Raw genomic sequence first — 16583 nt, 5'->3', positions numbered from 1 at the left:
TTCCCACCCATGCTGCTCCGGTCTTTTCTTCTGCTCCTATTGGTTATCGGGCTCCAAACCGGGGCGCGGGCCGATGACGGCTACCGCCTGTGGCTGAAGTATGACCAGCTGCCGGAAGCCGGACTGCGCAAAGCCTGGCTAGCACGGGCCAAGAGTATCCATGTTGATAAAAATGGGGGACCCACCCTGCAAACCGCCGTCCAGGAGCTGCAACTCGGTCTGCACGGTTTGCTGGGACGCCCGGTGCCGTTAGGGGCGGCACCGGGCGGCAAGGGTTCCATCCGGCTGCGGGTGGCCGCCGCTCCCGGGCTGGGCCGGGAAGGCTACCGCATCAGCAGCCAGAACAACGGGCTGGAAATTACCGCCGCTACCGAGGTAGGCGTGCTCTACGGCTGCTTTGCGCTGCTGCGGCAGGTGCAAACCGGCCAGCTGCCCGAGCAGCTCAACCTCAGCAGCCAGCCCCGCATTCAGTACCGCATGCTCAACCACTGGGACAACCCCAATGGCACCGTGGAGCGCGGCTACGCCGGTTCCAGCATCTGGAAGTGGCTGGAGCTGCCCGAGCGTATTGACCCCCGCTATCAGGATTACGCCCGCGCCAACGCCTCCATCGGCCTCAACGGGGTGGTGCTGAATAACGTGAATGCCTCGGCCCGTTACCTCACGCCCGAGTACCTGCGCAAAGTAGCGGCCGTGGCCGGTGTGCTCCGGCCGTACGGCCAGCGGGTGTACCTCTCGGTGCTGTGGGCCGCGCCCAAGGTGATTGGGGGCCTGAAAACCTCCGACCCGCTCGACCCCCAGGTAAAAGCCTGGTGGCAGGCCCGCACCGACGAAATCTACAAGGCCATCCCCGATTTTGGTGGCTTTCTGGTGAAGGCTAACTCCGAGGGAGAGCCTGGCCCCCAGGACTACGGCCGCAACCACGCCGACGGTGCTAATATGTTGGCCCAGGCCCTCGGTCAGCACGACGGCATTGTGATGTGGCGCGCCTTCGTGTACAAAGCCGGCAGCGGTGACCGGTTCCGGCAGGCCTATGAGGAGTTCCAGCCGCTGGATGGCAAGTTTGCCGACAAAGTGCTGGTGCAGGTAAAAAACGGCCCGATTGACTTCCAGGCCCGGGAGCCGTTTCACCCGCTGTTTGGGGCCATGCCACGCACGCCGCTGGTGCTGGAAGTGCAGCTCACCCAGGAGTACCTGGGCTTCGCCACCCACCTCGTGTACCTCGGCCCGCTCATTAAGGAGTGCCTGGAAGCCGACACGCACAGCCAGGGCCCCGGCTCCACGGTGGCCAAAGTGGTGGATGGTTCCCTGGAAAAGCATAATATCAGTGGCATTGCCGGCGTGGCCAACATCGGTTCCGACCGCAACTGGACCGGCCACTTGGTGGGGCAGGCCAACTGGTACGCCTTCGGGCGGCTGGCCTGGGACCACACCCTGCGCTCTGAAGACATTGCCCAGGAGTGGGCCCGCATGACCCTGACCCGGGAGCCCGCCGCCCTGGCCGCCGTACTGCCGGTGCTTAATCAGTCGCGCAGCATTTACGTGCGCTACACCACGCCGCTGGGCTTGCACCACATCATGGGCCAGGATATTCACTACGGACCGGAACCCTGGCTGGCCCGCAGCGCCCGCCCCGACTGGACGGCCGTGTATTACCACAAAGCCGATGCCGCCGGCCTGGGTTTCGACCGCACCGCCGCCGGCTCCGATGCCTTGGCGCTGTACGCGCCCGGCGCGCGGCAACGCTGGGCCAACCCCGCCACCTGCCCGCCCGACTACCTGCTCTGGTTTCATCATGTGGGCTGGGGGCAGCAGCTGAGTACCGGCCGCACCCTCTGGGATGAGCTGACCACCCGCTACTACACCGGCACCGACTCGGTGCAGTGGATGCAGCGGCAGTGGGAGCAGGCCAAGCCGGCCCTCGACCCCGCTCTGCACGCCGACGTGGCCGCCCGCCTGCGCATTCAGCACCACGAGGCCCTCTGGTGGCGTGATGCCTGCGTGCTCTACTTCCAGACGTTTGCCCAGCGCCCGTTGCCGCCCGGTCTGGCCCCGCCCACCCGCACCCTCCCCGAAATTAAAACTCTGGTGGACATCTACCAGCTCCGCTAATTCCTCGCCGCTTTTCCCGTTTTCCCGCATGGCTTCTCCCGATACGCTTCTTGCCGCCGCTCACCCGCAGACTGCTCCGGCTTCGGCCAACCCGTTTTCCCTGGCCGGTAAGCTGGCTCTGGTAACGGGCGGGGGCACCGGCATCGGCCTCGAAATTGCCCGTTGCCTGAGTGTTGCCGGCGCCACGGTGGTTATCACCGGCCGCCGTGAGGCTGTGCTGCAGGAAGCCGTGGCCGACCTCGGTAAATCGGTGCATTATCTCACTAACGACGTGGGCGACCTGGCCGGGCTGGAAGAGCTGGTGGCCCACATTGAAACCACCTTCGGGCCGCTGGATATTCTGGTGAACAATGCCGGTATCAACATGAAGAAGCCGGCGCTGGAAGTGACGGATGAGGACTTCAACCGCATCCTGCACACCAACCTGAACGCCGTGTTTGCCCTTACCCGGGCCTGCGCCCGGCGCATGGTAGCCCGCAAGAGCGGCGTGATTCTGATGATTTCCTCCATGGCCGCCTACTACGGCATTGATCGGGTGGTGGCCTACGCGGCTTCCAAGTCGGCGGTGGAGGGAATGGTGAAGGTGCTGGCCTCGGAGTTTTCCAAGGATAACGTGCGCATCAATGCCATTGCTCCCGGCTTCATTGAAACGGAGATGAGCCGCACCGCCATGAACTCCGACCCCGAGCGCCGCGACCGGGCCATGCGCCGCACGCCCATGGGCAAGTTCGGCCAGCCCCAGGATATCGGCCACGCCGCCGTGTTCCTGGCCTCCGACGCGGCCCGCTACATCACCGGGGCCTCCCTGCCCGTGGACGGTGGCAATTCTATTGGTTTTTAGTGCCCGCTCTAACCGGGCTACCTGCATACTTCCCACAGTTTAATTCCCACAGTCCATGTACACACCACTACGCAAAACGGCCCTGGGCCTGAGCTGGCCGCTGCTTGCGGCCGTAGGATTCCCCCTTGCCACGTCGGTGCTGCCGGCAGGCAGTGCGTTTGCCCAAACGGGGCAAACCGTTTCCGGTAAGATTACCAGCCAGGAATCCGGGGAAGGACTGCCGGGCGTGACGATTGTGCAGAAGGGCACTACCAACGGCGTTTCGACGGGGGCTGACGGTGGCTTTACGCTGACCGCACCCCAGGGCAGCGTGCTGGTAATTAGCGCCATTGGCTTTAACAGCCAGGAGCTGACGGTGACGGGCAGCACCCTCAACGCGCGTCTGAGCACCAACACTACCGCCCTGAACGAGGTACAGGTGGTGGGTTACGGGGTGCAGAAGAAAAGCCAGGTAACCGGGGCCATTTCCTCGGTGAATGAGCAGGCCCTGCGCGACGTGCCGGTGGCCAACGTGGCCCAGGCCCTGCAAGGCCGGGCGGCGGGTATTACCATTGCCAGCAACGGCACCGCCCCCGGCCAGACGCCCACCATCCGGATTCGGGGTAACCGCTCGTTTTCGGGCTCCAACGACCCGCTGCTGGTAGTGGACGGCGTGCCCTACGATGGCAGCGTGAACGACCTGAACCCCGACGACATTACTTCCCTGGAAGTGCTGAAGGACGCCAGCTCCACGGCCATTTACGGGGCGCGGGGTGCCAACGGCGTTATTCTGATTACTACCCGCCGGGGCAAAAGCGGCGCGGCCCGGGCCACGTATAGCGGCTACTACGGCTCGAAAAACCCCTACGGCCGCTTCGATATTCAGAACGGGCAGGAGTTCTACAACTACCGCCTGGAGGCCTTCCGGGCCCAGAACCCCAACTTCGACCCGAATACCTCCACTACTTTCCTGACGGCTGATGAGCGGGCCAACTACGCCGCCGGCCGCACCACCGATTACCAGGATGAGCTGCTGCAGAACGGCCACATCCAGAACCACTCCCTGGGCCTGAGCGGTGGCACCGACCTGACCCAGTACTCGGCCTCGGTGGGCTACTACGATGAAACCGGCATTGTGCCGGTGCAGCGCTTCCGCCGCTACTCGGTGCGCGGCACCCTGGATCAGCAGATTGGCAAGCGGGTGAAGGTGGGTGTGAACTCGCTGAACACCTTCTCCAACGAGAATGACCCGAACGTAAACGTGCTCAACCAGATTGTGACCACCAGCCCCCTGGCCTCGGCCTACGGCCCCGATGGACAGCTGGTGCTCTACCCGAACGGGGACAATGCTGGCTCCAACCCGCTGACGCTGTACGTGCCCGATGCTCACCTGGACCGCCGCCGCCGCCTGCGCAGTTTCAACAGCCTGTACGGACAGGTAAACATCCTGAAAGGGCTGGATTACCGCCTCAACGTGGGCCTCGATGGTCGTACTCAGGCCGATGACGCCTTCTACGCCTCCATTACTCCCCAAAACGGCGGCGGTTTGAACACGGCCAGCAGCGCCTCCAGCATTGCCTACAACCTGCTGGCGGAAAACATCCTGACCTACAACCGCAACTTTGCCGAGAAGCATGATGTGAACGTGACGGCCCTCTACAGCCGCCAGACCTACCACGCCGATGGGTTTGGTGGAGCCGTGCAAGGCACGCTGGCCAACTACCAGCTCAATACCAACCTGGGTGCCGGTACGCCCACCCGCGTAAACAATACCACCCAGCCCATTGATTGGCAGCTGGAGTCGTTTATGGGCCGCGTGAACTACGCCTTTGCCAACCGCTACTCGGCTACTCTCACGGTACGCTACGACGGCTCTTCCCGCCTGGCTCCCGGCAACAAGTTCAAGGCCTTCCCCTCGGCGGCTGTAGCCTGGAATATTGCCAATGAAGGTTTCCTGCAGGATATGAGCGCCCTGAGCACCCTAAAGCTGCGGGCCAGCCTGGGCCGGGTGGGCAGCACCGCCGTGAACCCCTATCAGACGCAGGGCTCCTTATCGGCGGGCCTGGGCGCGGGCTACTACAACTACGGCGCTACCGGCGCGGTGGGCGTGGTGCCGGCCAACATCCCCAACCCCAACCTGGGCTGGGAGTACACCACCACCACCAACTTTGGTCTGGATTTCGGCTTCCTGCAGAACCGCATTGCGGGTAGCGTAGAGGTGTACCAGCAGCGCACCAGCGACCTGCTGCTGCCCGACGCGCTGCCCACGGCCAGCGGCTACGGCTCCTTCGTGCGCAACGCCGGCGAAACCCAGAACCGCGGCTTGGAACTCACCCTGACTACCGACAACTTACGCTCGGCCAATCCGGGCGGCTTTGAGTGGAGCACCGACTGGAACTTCACCGTGAACCGGGAGAAAGTGCTGGACCTGAACCTGTACGATGCCGCCGGCAACCCCCGCGACGATATTGGTAACCAGCGTTTTATCGGCCAGCCGCTGTACGTGATTTACGACTACCGCAAAGTTGGCATCTGGCAGACTTCGGAAGCTGATGAGGCCAAGAAGTTCAACACCAAGCCCGGCCAGATTAAGGTGCAGGACGTGGACAATAACGGCGTTATTAATGCCAACGACCGGGTAGTAGTCGGTTCCCGTCAGCCCAAGTTTGAGGCTGGCCTCACCAACCGTTTTCGTCTCAAAGGCTTCGACCTGACGGTGGTGGCGCTGACCCGCGTGGGCGCTACCGTGGTGGATCCGTATTCGTTCGGGCCCAGCTACTACGCCACCAACACCGGCCGCCGCAACCAGCTGAACTTCGACTACTGGACGCCCACCAACCCTACTAACGAGTATCCGCAGCCCGACCAGAGCGTGCGTGCCAACGAGTGGCCCACCTATGGCTCTACCCTGGGTTACCACAGCGGCACCTTCATCAAGGTGCGCAGCATTGATTTGGGCTACACCCTGCCTGCTGCCTGGGCGCAGTCGGCTCTTATGAGCTCGGCCCGCATTTACGTGCAGGTGCAGAACCCCTACATCTGGGCCAAGGATAAGTACTTCCAGCGCAACAAGGCCATTGACCCCGATGCCCTGTCGTACTCCAGCCGCTTTAATACCAGCGCCGGCGTTACGGCCGCCAACATCGAGTTCCAGGGTGGCAGCAACTACCCCGTTACCCGCGCCTTCATTGTGGGGGTAAACATTGGGTTCTAAGCTAATCCGGAAGCAGATTTCTTCATCACAACTTTTCAGCGCACGGCGCTCCTAAATATGAACAAGATACTATTGGCTACGTTGGGCACTGCCCTGATGCTGACGGCCAGCAGCTGCCAGAAAGATTTCCTGGAAGAAGAACCCCAATCGGTACTGACGCCGGCTTTCCTACGCACCCAGCAGGGCGTGGAGGCCGGTACCACGGGCGTATACTCGGGCCTGCGCCAGATTTACGGCAACGACGCGGCCTTTTTCACCACCGAAGCCGGCACCGACCTCTGGACCACCGGCATTTCGGCCAGCAGCGGCCTGAGCGACTACAACAACAACGACCTGACCCCAGTCAACGACGGCTCACACTCGTTTATCTGGACGGTGTGCTACACCCAGATCAACAACGCCAACGGCGTGCTGCAGTTTGGTCCCGAGGCCCAGGGTATTGCCCCGGCCCGGCTGGAGCAACTGCTGGCCCAGGTGAAGCTGCTACGCGCCCAATACTACTTTGTATTGGTGCAGGATTTCGGCGACGTGCCCCTGATGCTCTCCTTCGTGGATGCTCCGACCAAGGACATCGTGCGTGCCCCCATGGCAGATGTGTACACGCAGATTATCAAGGATCTGACGGAGTCCATGGCCGTAATTGCTGACAAGCCCGCCCAGCCCGGCCGCGTAACCCGGGCCACGGCCCTGCACCTACTGTCCAAGGTGTACCTGACCCGCGCCACTTCCTCCGCCAAGCAGGCTAATGATTATGCCATGGCCGCGCAGTACGCCAAGGAGCTGATTGACAACCAGAGCCGCTACGGCCTGGCCCTGGAAGCCGACCCGGCCGCCGTATTTGCGGAGGGCAACGAAAACGGCAAGGAGGTTATCTTCAATGCCCAATTCAACGGCGACGCTACCTTCTCGCGGCTTGATGGTTTCAACTACGGGGGTGAAAACATTGCCGCCTTCAACTTCCGCAGCCGCTACGACCAGCTGCCCAACATGGCCCGCGACATCAACAATGGCCGCCCGTTTGCCCGCCACGTACCCACGTACTTCCTGGAGAATTCCTACATCCTGCGCGACGCCAGCGGCAACGCGTTGGAATCGGAAGGCACGCTACGCACTACCGATACCCGCTACAGCAAGTGGTTTACCACGGTATATCGCGTGAACTCGCCGGGCGCTAACTCCGGCAGCAGCCGGGCCGTTGTGGGGGATACAGCTGTCTGGTACCCGGGCCGCCAACTGTCGGCCGCCAAACTGGCCCAGATTGCCGCCCGCCAGCCCGCCCCCTACGTGGTTATCCAGCCCAGCCAGTACACCACCGAGCGTTTCCCCACGCTCAACAAGTTTGATAGCCGCAACCGTACTTCGGTCAATGGCTTCTCGACGCGGCCCAACATTGTGTACCGCTTAGCGGAAACCTACCTGATTGCCGCGGAGGCCAACTTCTACCTAAACAACCTGACCCAGGCCCGCGACTACATTAACGTGGTGCGCCGCCGCGCCGCCGCCGCCGGCAAAACCACCCAGATGGAAATTACTACCAGCCAGGTAACCATTGATTTCATCCTGGATGAGCGGGCCCGTGAGTTGTGCGGAGAGTTTACCCGTTGGTATGATCTCAAGCGCACTACCACCACCAGCGGCGCCAGCCAACTGCTCACGCGCATCCGCAACACCAGCATTACGCCGGCCCTGCGCAACCAGGGTGGGGGAGTGTACGGCTCCAACGCCGCCGTCAACATCAAAGACTTCCATGTGCTGCGGCCCGTTCCGCAGACCGAAATTGACCGCACCAGCGGCAAAATCACCCAGAACCCTGGGTACTAAGGTTGCAGACCTGGGCCTCGCTTCTGCGGGAATGGGGCCCGGTTTTGTTTCTCGTCCTTTCTGATGCTTCCCAACCGTCCTGCTTTGTTCTGTCGCCTTGTTGTATTTCTGGTGTGCCTGCTGGCCTCCGCTGGCACTACCTGGGCCCAAACCCCGGCTGGCGGCCCGCTGCCCCGGCTGGTGAAAGTGGGCCCAAGCACCCAGCTGCTGGTGGAGGGCAAGCCCTTCCTGATTTTGGGCGGCGAGCTGGGCAATTCCACGGCTTCCAGCACGGCCGCCATGCAGCCCGTGTGGCCCCGCCTGCAAGCCATGCACCTGAACACGGTTATTGCGCCGGTGTATTGGGAGCTGCTGGAACCCCAGGAAGGCCAGTTCAATTTCACGCTGGTTGATGACCTGCTCCGCGACGCCCGCAAGCACCAGATGAAACTGGTAGTACTGTGGTTTGGGGCCTGGAAGAATAGTATGTCGTGCTACGCCCCCCAGTGGGTGAAAACCGACACCAAGCGCTTCCCGAGGGTGGAAAGTGACCAGGGCGTGCCCGAGGAAATCCTGACGCCCTTCGAGCCCCGCAACCTGGAAGCCGACAAAAAAGCCTTTGTGCGGCTGCTGCAGCACCTACGGGAAGTGGACCAGCAGCACACCGTAATAACGGTGCAGGTGGAAAACGAAATTGGAATGCTGCCCACCGCCCGCAGCTACGACAGCCGCGCCAATGCCGCTTTCCGGCAGCCGGTACCGGCCGCATTGCTGACCTATCTGCAGAAAGAAAAGAAAAACCTAAAGCCCGAGTTTGCGGCCCGCTGGCAACAGCAGGGCAACAAAACCAAGGGTACCTGGGAAGAGGTGTTTGGCAAAAGTCTGGCTACCGATGAAATCTTCATGGCCTGGCACTTCGCCACCTTCACCAACGCCGTGGCCGCCGCCGGTAAAGCCGTGTACCCGCTGCCCATGTACGTCAATGCGGCCCTGAACAGGCCGGGCGTGCCCCCGGGCAAGTACCCCAGTGCCGGCCCGCTGCCCCATGTGATGGACGTGTGGCTAGCCGGCGCCCCCAGCATCGATATTCTCGCCCCCGACTTCTATAACCCCGATTTTCAGCATTGGTGCGACCTGTACACCCGGGGCGGCAACCCGCTGTTCATCCCAGAACACCGCTTTGAGGACGGGGTAGATGCTAAGGCATTCTTCGCTTTTGGTAACTACAACTGCCTGGCGTTTTCACCTTTCGCCATTGAGGGCAGTGATACGCTTAAAGGGGCACCCATTGGCCGGGCCTACGACCTGCTGCGCCAGGTTACGCCCTTACTCAGCAAGTACCAGCCCGCCGGCCAAGTGCGCGGCTTCCTGCTCCAGAAGGACTCAGCGGCCCGCACCGGTACCCTCGGCGACTACCGCTTCACGGCCAAACACGAGTACACCTTGGGCTGGTCGTTGGGCGCGAAAAAGCCCACTTGGAACCCCGGCGGCGGCCTCATCATTGCCGTGGCCCCCGATGAGTTCTACGTGGTAGGTACTGGCCTGGTGCTTACCTGGGAACCGACCGCCACAGGCAAGCGCGCCGGCTATTTGAGCGTAGATGAAGGCCATTTCGAAGGGGATAAGTGGGTGCCCGGTCTGCGCATGAACGGCGACCAGAACCACCAGGGCCGCCACGTGCGCGTGCCCGGCAACGAATACCTGATTCAGCGCGTGAAACTCTACTCTTATTAACCACCCCGCATGTCTAGCCAATTTTCAGTTGATACCCGGCCAATACCGCCCGCCCGTTTGGGCCGGCGCGGCTGGTTGCTGGCGGCCGGGCTGCTGGCGGCCGCCAGTGCCACGGCCCAGGTGCACCTGCCCCGGTTGGTAAGCAACGGCATGGTGCTCCAGCGCGAGCAGCCGGTGCGCATCTGGGGCTGGGCCGCGAAAGGGGAGAAGGTAAGTATTGCCTTCCGGGGCAAAACCTACCAGGCTACCACCGGCCCAGACGGGCAGTGGCGCGTGACGCTGCCGGCCATGAAAGCGGGTGGGCCCTACCAGTTAGATATAAAGGCCAGCAACGCGCTGAGCGTGAAGGATATTCTGGTGGGGGACGTGTGGCTGCTCTCGGGCCAGTCGAACATGGAAACGCCTATGAGCCGCCTGCGCGACAAGTATCCGGACGTTATTGCCCAGGCCGCCAACCCGCGCATCCGGCAGTTTGAAGTGCCCATGAGCTACGCCTTCCAGAAGCCTCGCACCGACGTAACGGGCGGCAAGTGGATTGCCGCCGACCCGCAAACGGTGCTGCAGTTCTCGGGGGTGGGCTACTTCTTCGCCAAGGAAATCAACGCCAAATACCAGGTGCCGGTGGGCCTGATCAAGGACGCCGTGGGCGGCTCTCCGGCCGAAGCCTGGCTGAGCGCGGAAGCCCTGCGCCAATTCCCTGCCTACGAGCAGCAGGGAGCCAAGTACAAAGACAGCCTGCTGGTAGCCAATACCAGGCAGCGCGAAAGTGCCGCCGTGGCCGACTGGTACAAGCAACTCTACCAAACCGACCAGGGCGAAGCCCGGGGCCAGCAAAAATGGTCGGCCCCTGGCTATGATGCCAGCGCCTGGGCTACCATGAACGTGCCCGGTTACTGGGCCAGCCAAACGCCCCTCGGCCCCGTGAATGGGGTGGTGTGGTTTCGCAAGGAAATAGAGGTGCCGGCCGGGATGGTAGGGCAGCCCGCCCGCCTGGAGCTGGGCACGTTGGTCGATGCCGACTCCACCTACATCAACGGGCAGTTGGTGGGCACTACAGGTTACCAGTATCCGCCCCGCAAGTACGAGGTGAAGCCCGGCGTGCTGAAAGCTGGAAAGAACGTTATTACGGTGCGCCTGATCAACAATGGCGGACGCGGGGGCTTTACTTTGGATAAGAACTACCAGCTTACGGCCGGGGGGCAGACCCTGGATTTGCGCGGGCCTTGGCAGTACAAGCTGGGCGCTACCATGCCACCCACGCCGGGTACCACCACCTTCCAGTATCAGCCCGGGGGGCTCTACAACGGCATGATTGCGCCCGTGCTGCCTTACGCCATTAAGGGCGTGCTGTGGTACCAGGGCGAATCGAACACCGGCCGGGCCCAGGACTACCAAGCCCTGATGACCAGCCTGATTCAGGACTGGCGCAAGCAGTTTCAGCAGCCCGCGCTGCCCTTCCTCTACGTGCAGCTGGCCAACTTCATGGCCACAAAGTCGGAGCCCGGCGAAAGTGGGTGGGCCGCCGTGCGCGACGCCCAGCGCCGCACTTTGGCCGTACCCCACACCGGCATGGCCGTTATTACCGACGCCGGCGAGTGGAACGACATTCACCCCCTGGACAAGCAGACGCCCGGTCACCGTCTGGCCCTGGCCGCCCAAAAAGTAGCCTACGGCGACGCCAAAGTGGTTTCCTCGGGGCCTCTGTACCAGGGCATGCAGGTAACCGGCAACAGGGCTACGCTCAGCTTCAACAGCATCGGGAGCGGTTTGGTGGCCAAGGGTGGGGGCCCGCTGCAGGGTTTTGCCGTGGCTGGGCCCGACAAGAAGTTTGTGTGGGCCCAGGCTCGCATTGAGGGCAAGAAAGTGGTGGTGTGGAGTGACAAGGTGCCCGTGCCCGCCGTGGTGCGCTATGCCTGGGCCGATAACCCGGAGGGCGCCAACCTCTACAACCAGGAAGGCCTGCCCGCTTCCCCCTTCTCCACCGAGCCCGACCCAACGACCGGGGCTACCGGCCGCCTGTAAGCCCGCTCCCGTTTCGCAACTGCTACTTTCCCTGAACATGAAATACCTTCTCGGCTACGACATCGGTAGCTCTTCCATCAAAGCCTCCCTGCTCGATGCGGCCACCGGCCGCTGCGTAGCGGCGGCCACCACGCCCACCACCGAAATGGGCATGGACGTGCCCCAGCCGGGCTGGGCTGAGCAGCGCCCCGAGCGGTGGTGGCAGGAAATCATCAACGCCACCCGTCAACTCCAGGATACCTACGGCTTTGAGGGGGCGCAGGTGGCCGCCATCGGCATCACTTATCAGATGCACGGTTTGGTGCTTATAGATGCCCAGGGCCAGGTGCTGCGCCCCGCCATTATCTGGTGCGACAGTCGGGCCGTGGAGTTGGGCAACCAGGCCTTTGCTGACTTGGGTGAAGCGCACTGCTTGGAACATTTCCTGAACTCGCCCGGCAACTTCACGGCCTCCAAACTCAAGTGGGTAAAGGATAACGAGCCGGCGGTGTACGCCCAAATCCACAAAATCCAGCTGCCCGGCGACTACATTGCCTTCAAGCTGACCGGTGAGCTGCAAACTACCGTGTCGGGGCTGTCGGAGGGCGTGTTCTGGGACTTCAAAAACCAAACTCTGGCCCAGGAGCTGCTCGATTACTACGGCATCAGCCCGGAGCTGCTGCCCGAAGTGGTGGATACGTTTTCGGTGCAGGGCCGCCTGAGTGAGGACGCGGCCCGCACGCTGGGTTTGGCAGCCGGTACGCCCGTGAGCTACCGGGCCGGCGACCAGCCCAACAATGCCTTCTCCCTGAACGTGCTGCAGCCCGGCGAAATAGCCGCCACGGCTGGTACCTCGGGCGTTATCTACGGCATCACCGAGGCCCCAGCTTCCGATGCTCAGTCGCGGGTGAATGCCTTTGTGCACGTAAACAGCACCGAGCAGCAGCCCCGCAACGGCGTACTCATGTGCATGAACGGCACCGGCATCCTCAACAGCTGGCTGCGCCGCATGGTAGGTGAGCTGCCCTACGACGAAATGAATAGGCTGGCAGCCGAAGCGCCGGTAGGGGCGGAGGGGCTGGTGTTTCTGCCCTTTGGCAACGGGGCCGAGCGGATTCTGGCCAACCAGCCCGCCGAGGCCGCCCTGCTGGGCCTCAACCTGAACGTACACTCCCGTGCCCACCTGCTGCGCGCCGCCCAGGAGGGCATCGTGTTTGCCCTCATGTACGGCCTGGGCATCATGCGCGACATGGGCGTGGCGGTGCACACGGTGCGGGCCGGCAATGCCAATATGTTCCTGAGCCCCGTGTTTCGCGAGGCCTTTGTGAACACCGGTAACCTCACCCTGGAGCTCTACAACACCGACGCGGCCCAGGGCGCCGCCCGCGGGGCCGGCGTGGGCGCGGGCATTTACGCCTCGGCCGCCGAGGCTTTCGGGGGCCTGGAGTGCCTGCTCACCGAAATGCCCGACCCGGCTTTGCAGCCCCAGTACGAGGCCGCCTATGCCCGCTGGCAGCAGGCGCTTCAGCATCAACTCAAAGCATCATCTACTTCACCCTCAAGCATCCCGACTTATGTCACGCAACACGCTTTCTAAAACCGAATTCTTCACCGGTATCAACCCCATTCAGTACGAAGGGCGCGAATCGGACAACCCGCTGGCGTTTAAGTGGTACGACAAGAACCGCGTGGTGGCGGGCAAAACCATGGAGGAGCATCTGCGCTTCGCCGTGTCGTACTGGCACACGTTCACCGGCACCGGCGGCGACCCATTTGGCCCCGGCACCAAGCAGTTTGCCTGGGATGCGCAGGGCGACATTCTGGGCCGTGCCCAGGACAAGATGGACGCGGCTTTCGAGTTCTTTACCAAGCTGGGTACGCCTTACTACTGCTTCCACGATATCGACTTGGTAGACGAAGGCAACTCCCTGAGCGAGTACGAGCGTAACCTGCAGTCCATTGTAGAGTACGCCAAGCAGCACCAGCGGGAAAGCGGCGTGAAGCTGCTCTGGGGCACAGCCAACGTGTTTTCGAACCCGCGCTATATGAACGGCGCCAGCACCAACCCCGATTTTCAGGTGGTGGCCCACGCCGGTACGCAGGTGCTCAACGCCATTGACGCGACTATTGCCCTCGGGGGCGAAAACTACGTGTTCTGGGGCGGCCGGGAAGGTTACATGACCCTGCTAAACACCAACATGAAGCGGGAGCTGGAGCACATGGGCCGCTTCCTGACCATGGCCCGCGACTATGCCCGCAAGCAGGGCTTCACGGGTAAGTTCTTCATCGAGCCCAAGCCCGCCGAGCCCACCAAGCACCAGTACGATTTCGATGCGGCCACCGTTATCGGCTTCCTGAAAGAGTACGGCCTGCAGGACGATTTCATGCTAAACCTGGAAGTAAACCACGCCACCCTGGCCGGTCACACCTTCCAGCACGAGCTGCAGGTAGCCGCTGACGCAGGCATGCTGGGCTCCATGGACGCCAACCGCGGCGACTACCAGAACGGCTGGGACACCGACCAATTCCCCAACAACCTAAACGAGCTGACCGAGTCCATGCTCATCATTCTGGAGCACGGTGGCATCCAGCCCGGCGGCATCAACTTCGACGCCAAAACCCGCCGCAACTCCACCGACCTGGAGGATATCTTCATTGCCCACATTGCCGGCATGGACACCTTCGCCCGCGCCCTGGTAACGGCCGACAACATCCTGGAGAAGTCCAGCTACCGCAAGTTCCGCACGGAGCGTTATGCCTCCTTTGATGCCGGTGCCGGTGCCGCCTTCGAGAAAGGCCAGCTCACCCTGGAAGACCTGCGCCGCCTGGCCCACGAGGCCGGCGAGCCGACCATGCGCAGCGGCAAGCAGGAGTGGCTGGAGGCCATCATCAATCAGTACATCTAGTTCAGTTGCGAGTTGCTGATTGTTGGTTGTTAGTTTTCAGGTGCTGATTGTGTGTATTGGGCTGAACTAACAACTGACAACCAGCAACTACCAACCAAATACTAAACAAACCCGGCTGGCCTTTTACAAAAGGGTGTGGGAACCCTGAGGGGGAAGGCCGGCCGGGAATGTTTTGCGGGTGACGTTGCCGGAATACCAGCATTGCGGTACCTTGAGGGCAGCTTTTTCCCTGTTTCCTAGTTTGCGGCCTTCCGGCCCGTCTGTTCATCGTTCATGCAACACCAACTCGCGACTCTCGACTACGTCGTTTTTTTCATCTACTTCCTGATTGTATCGGGCTACGGTATCTGGATTTACCGGCGCAAAACCGGCCACGACGGCAGCATGGATGGTGATTCCAAGGATTACTTCCTGGCCGAAGGCTCCCTGACGTGGTGGGCCATTGGCTCCTCGCTGATTGCCTCCAACATCTCGGCCGAGCAGTTCGTGGGCATGTCGGGTTCCGGCTTCAAGATGGGCCTGGCCATTGCTACCTACGAGTGGATGGCCGCCCTCACGCTCATCATTGTGGCGGTGTTCTTTATACCGGTGTACCTGAAGAATAAAATCTTCACGATGCCCCAGTTTCTGCACCAGCGCTATAATGGCACCGTGGCCATGATTATGGCCATCTTCTGGCTGGCCCTGTACGTGGTGGTGAACCTGACCTCCATTCTCTACCTGGGGGCCATTGCCATTAGCAGCATTGCCGGCCTCAACCTGGAATTTTGTCTGTATGCGCTGGCTTTCTTTGCGGTGATTATCACCCTGGGCGGCATGAAGGTAATCGGCTTCACCGACGTGATTCAGGTATTCTTCCTGATTCTGGGCGGTTTAGCAACTACCTACCTGGCCCTGAACCTGGTGGCTGACCACTACGGCCAATCGGGCGTGCTGGCGGGCTTCAACCTGATGACGGAGCAGGCCGGTGACCATTTCCAGATGATTTTCAAGCGCGACAACGAGAACTACATGGATCTGCCCGGCCTCACGGTGCTGCTGGGTGGCATGTGGATTGTGAACCTGAACTACTGGGGCTGTAACCAGTACATTACCCAGCGCGCCCTGGGGGCCGATTTGCCCACCGCCCGCGGCGGGCTGCTGTTTGCCGCTTTCCTCAAGCTGCTGATGCCCATTATCGTAGTACTGCCCGGCATTGCGGCCTTCGTGCTCTTCAAAGCTGATGTATTTGGGGCTGCTGAGTTCGGCCAGGGTGCCGACCTGAACCCCGACCGGGCCTACCCCGTGCTGCTCAACATTCTGCCGGTGGGCCTGAAAGGCTTGTCGTTTGCCGCCCTCACGGCGGCCGTGGTGGCCTCGCTGGCTGGTAAGGCCAACTCTATTGCCACCATCTTCACCCTGGATATCTACAAGAAAGTGCTTAACCCCGAGGCTTCGGAAAAGAAGCTAGTGACGGTGGGCAAAATTGCCGTGGTGGTGGCCATGATACTCGGAGTACTGATTGCGCCCCACTTGGGCATCGACAAGAAAGGCGGTTTCCAGTACATTCAGGAGTACACCGGCTTCGTGTCGCCGGGCATCTTTGCCATGTTTATCCTGGGCTTCTTCTGGAAGAAAACGACTTCCACGGCGGCCTTGTTCGCCACCATTGGCGGCTTCCTGCTGTCGGTGCTGTTCAAATTCCTGCCCACCTTCACCGACCTCTCCTTCCTGGCGCCCTTCGGATTTGCCGTGCCTAATGCGGCCGGTGTGTACGAAATTCCCTTCCTTGACCGGATGGGCTTCGTGTTCGTCATCTGTATTGTGGCGATGGTGCTGATTAGTCTGTTCGAAACCAGCCGGGGCGTGAAAACCAACGGGCTGGAAGTAGACCGGAGCATGTTCAAAACTACCCGCGGCTTTGCCATCGGGGCCATGACCATCATGGTTCTGCTCACCGTGCTGTACACCATCTACTGGTAGCCAGTTACGGGCCAAGCCCGCAGGGTTACCTAAC

At 61.8% G+C, this 16583-nt stretch carries 9 protein-coding genes; all 9 read left to right on the top strand.

Annotated features, from left to right (window positions below; genetic code table 11):
- Nucleotides 1-9: 9 nt before the first annotated feature.
- The 9 genes from ABIB60_RS08180 (at nucleotide 10) to ABIB60_RS08140 (ending at nucleotide 16549) form a co-directional block, all read left to right on the top strand.
- Entirely contained in the window at nucleotides 10-2112 is a 2103-nt protein-coding gene (locus tag ABIB60_RS08180) for an alpha-glucuronidase family glycosyl hydrolase (protein WP_354579051.1), read from the top strand.
- A 28-nt stretch (nucleotides 2113-2140) separates the two neighbouring features.
- Nucleotides 2141-2953 (top strand): SDR family NAD(P)-dependent oxidoreductase, encoded by an 813-nt coding sequence (locus ABIB60_RS08175; protein ID WP_354579050.1) that lies wholly within the window; start codon nucleotides 2141-2143, stop codon nucleotides 2951-2953.
- A gap of 55 nt (nucleotides 2954-3008) precedes the next feature.
- On the top strand, nucleotides 3009-6146 hold the full coding sequence (locus ABIB60_RS08170; RefSeq protein ID WP_354579048.1) for a SusC/RagA family TonB-linked outer membrane protein: 3138 nt from the start codon (nucleotides 3009-3011) through the stop codon (nucleotides 6144-6146).
- Nucleotides 6147-6203: 57 nt separating this feature from the next.
- The gene (locus ABIB60_RS08165; protein WP_354579047.1) at nucleotides 6204-7967 is read left to right on the top strand and encodes a RagB/SusD family nutrient uptake outer membrane protein; all 1764 of its coding nucleotides are present in this window, start codon (nucleotides 6204-6206) and stop codon (nucleotides 7965-7967) included.
- A 63-nt stretch (nucleotides 7968-8030) separates the two neighbouring features.
- Nucleotides 8031-9680 carry a GH35 family beta-galactosidase gene (locus ABIB60_RS08160; RefSeq protein ID WP_354579045.1) on the top strand — a complete coding sequence of 550 codons (1650 nt, stop codon included), beginning with the start codon at nucleotides 8031-8033 and terminating at the stop codon, nucleotides 9678-9680.
- 9 nt (nucleotides 9681-9689) lie between these two features.
- Nucleotides 9690-11702, top strand: a complete 2013-nt coding sequence (locus ABIB60_RS08155; protein ID WP_354579044.1) for a sialate O-acetylesterase — start codon at nucleotides 9690-9692, stop codon at nucleotides 11700-11702.
- 37 nt (nucleotides 11703-11739) lie between these two features.
- Entirely contained in the window at nucleotides 11740-13278 is a 1539-nt protein-coding gene (locus tag ABIB60_RS08150; RefSeq protein ID WP_354579043.1) for a xylulokinase, read from the top strand.
- Complete coding sequence (gene xylA, locus ABIB60_RS08145; RefSeq protein WP_354579041.1) at nucleotides 13256-14587, top strand: xylose isomerase; 1332 nt, start codon at nucleotides 13256-13258, stop codon at nucleotides 14585-14587. The genes ABIB60_RS08150 and xylA overlap by 23 nt, the downstream gene beginning before the upstream one ends.
- A 273-nt stretch (nucleotides 14588-14860) precedes the next feature.
- Nucleotides 14861-16549 carry a sodium/sugar symporter gene (locus tag ABIB60_RS08140; protein WP_354579040.1) on the top strand — a complete coding sequence of 563 codons (1689 nt, stop codon included), beginning with the start codon at nucleotides 14861-14863 and terminating at the stop codon, nucleotides 16547-16549.
- Nucleotides 16550-16583 lie beyond the last annotated feature (34 nt).

The sequence above is a fragment of the Hymenobacter sp. UYP22 genome, assembly GCF_040547285.1.
Classification (GTDB): domain Bacteria; phylum Bacteroidota; class Bacteroidia; order Cytophagales; family Hymenobacteraceae; genus Hymenobacter.
The sequence above is the reverse complement of the archived record's forward strand: the minus strand, read 5'-3'. Positions and strand labels throughout refer to the sequence as shown.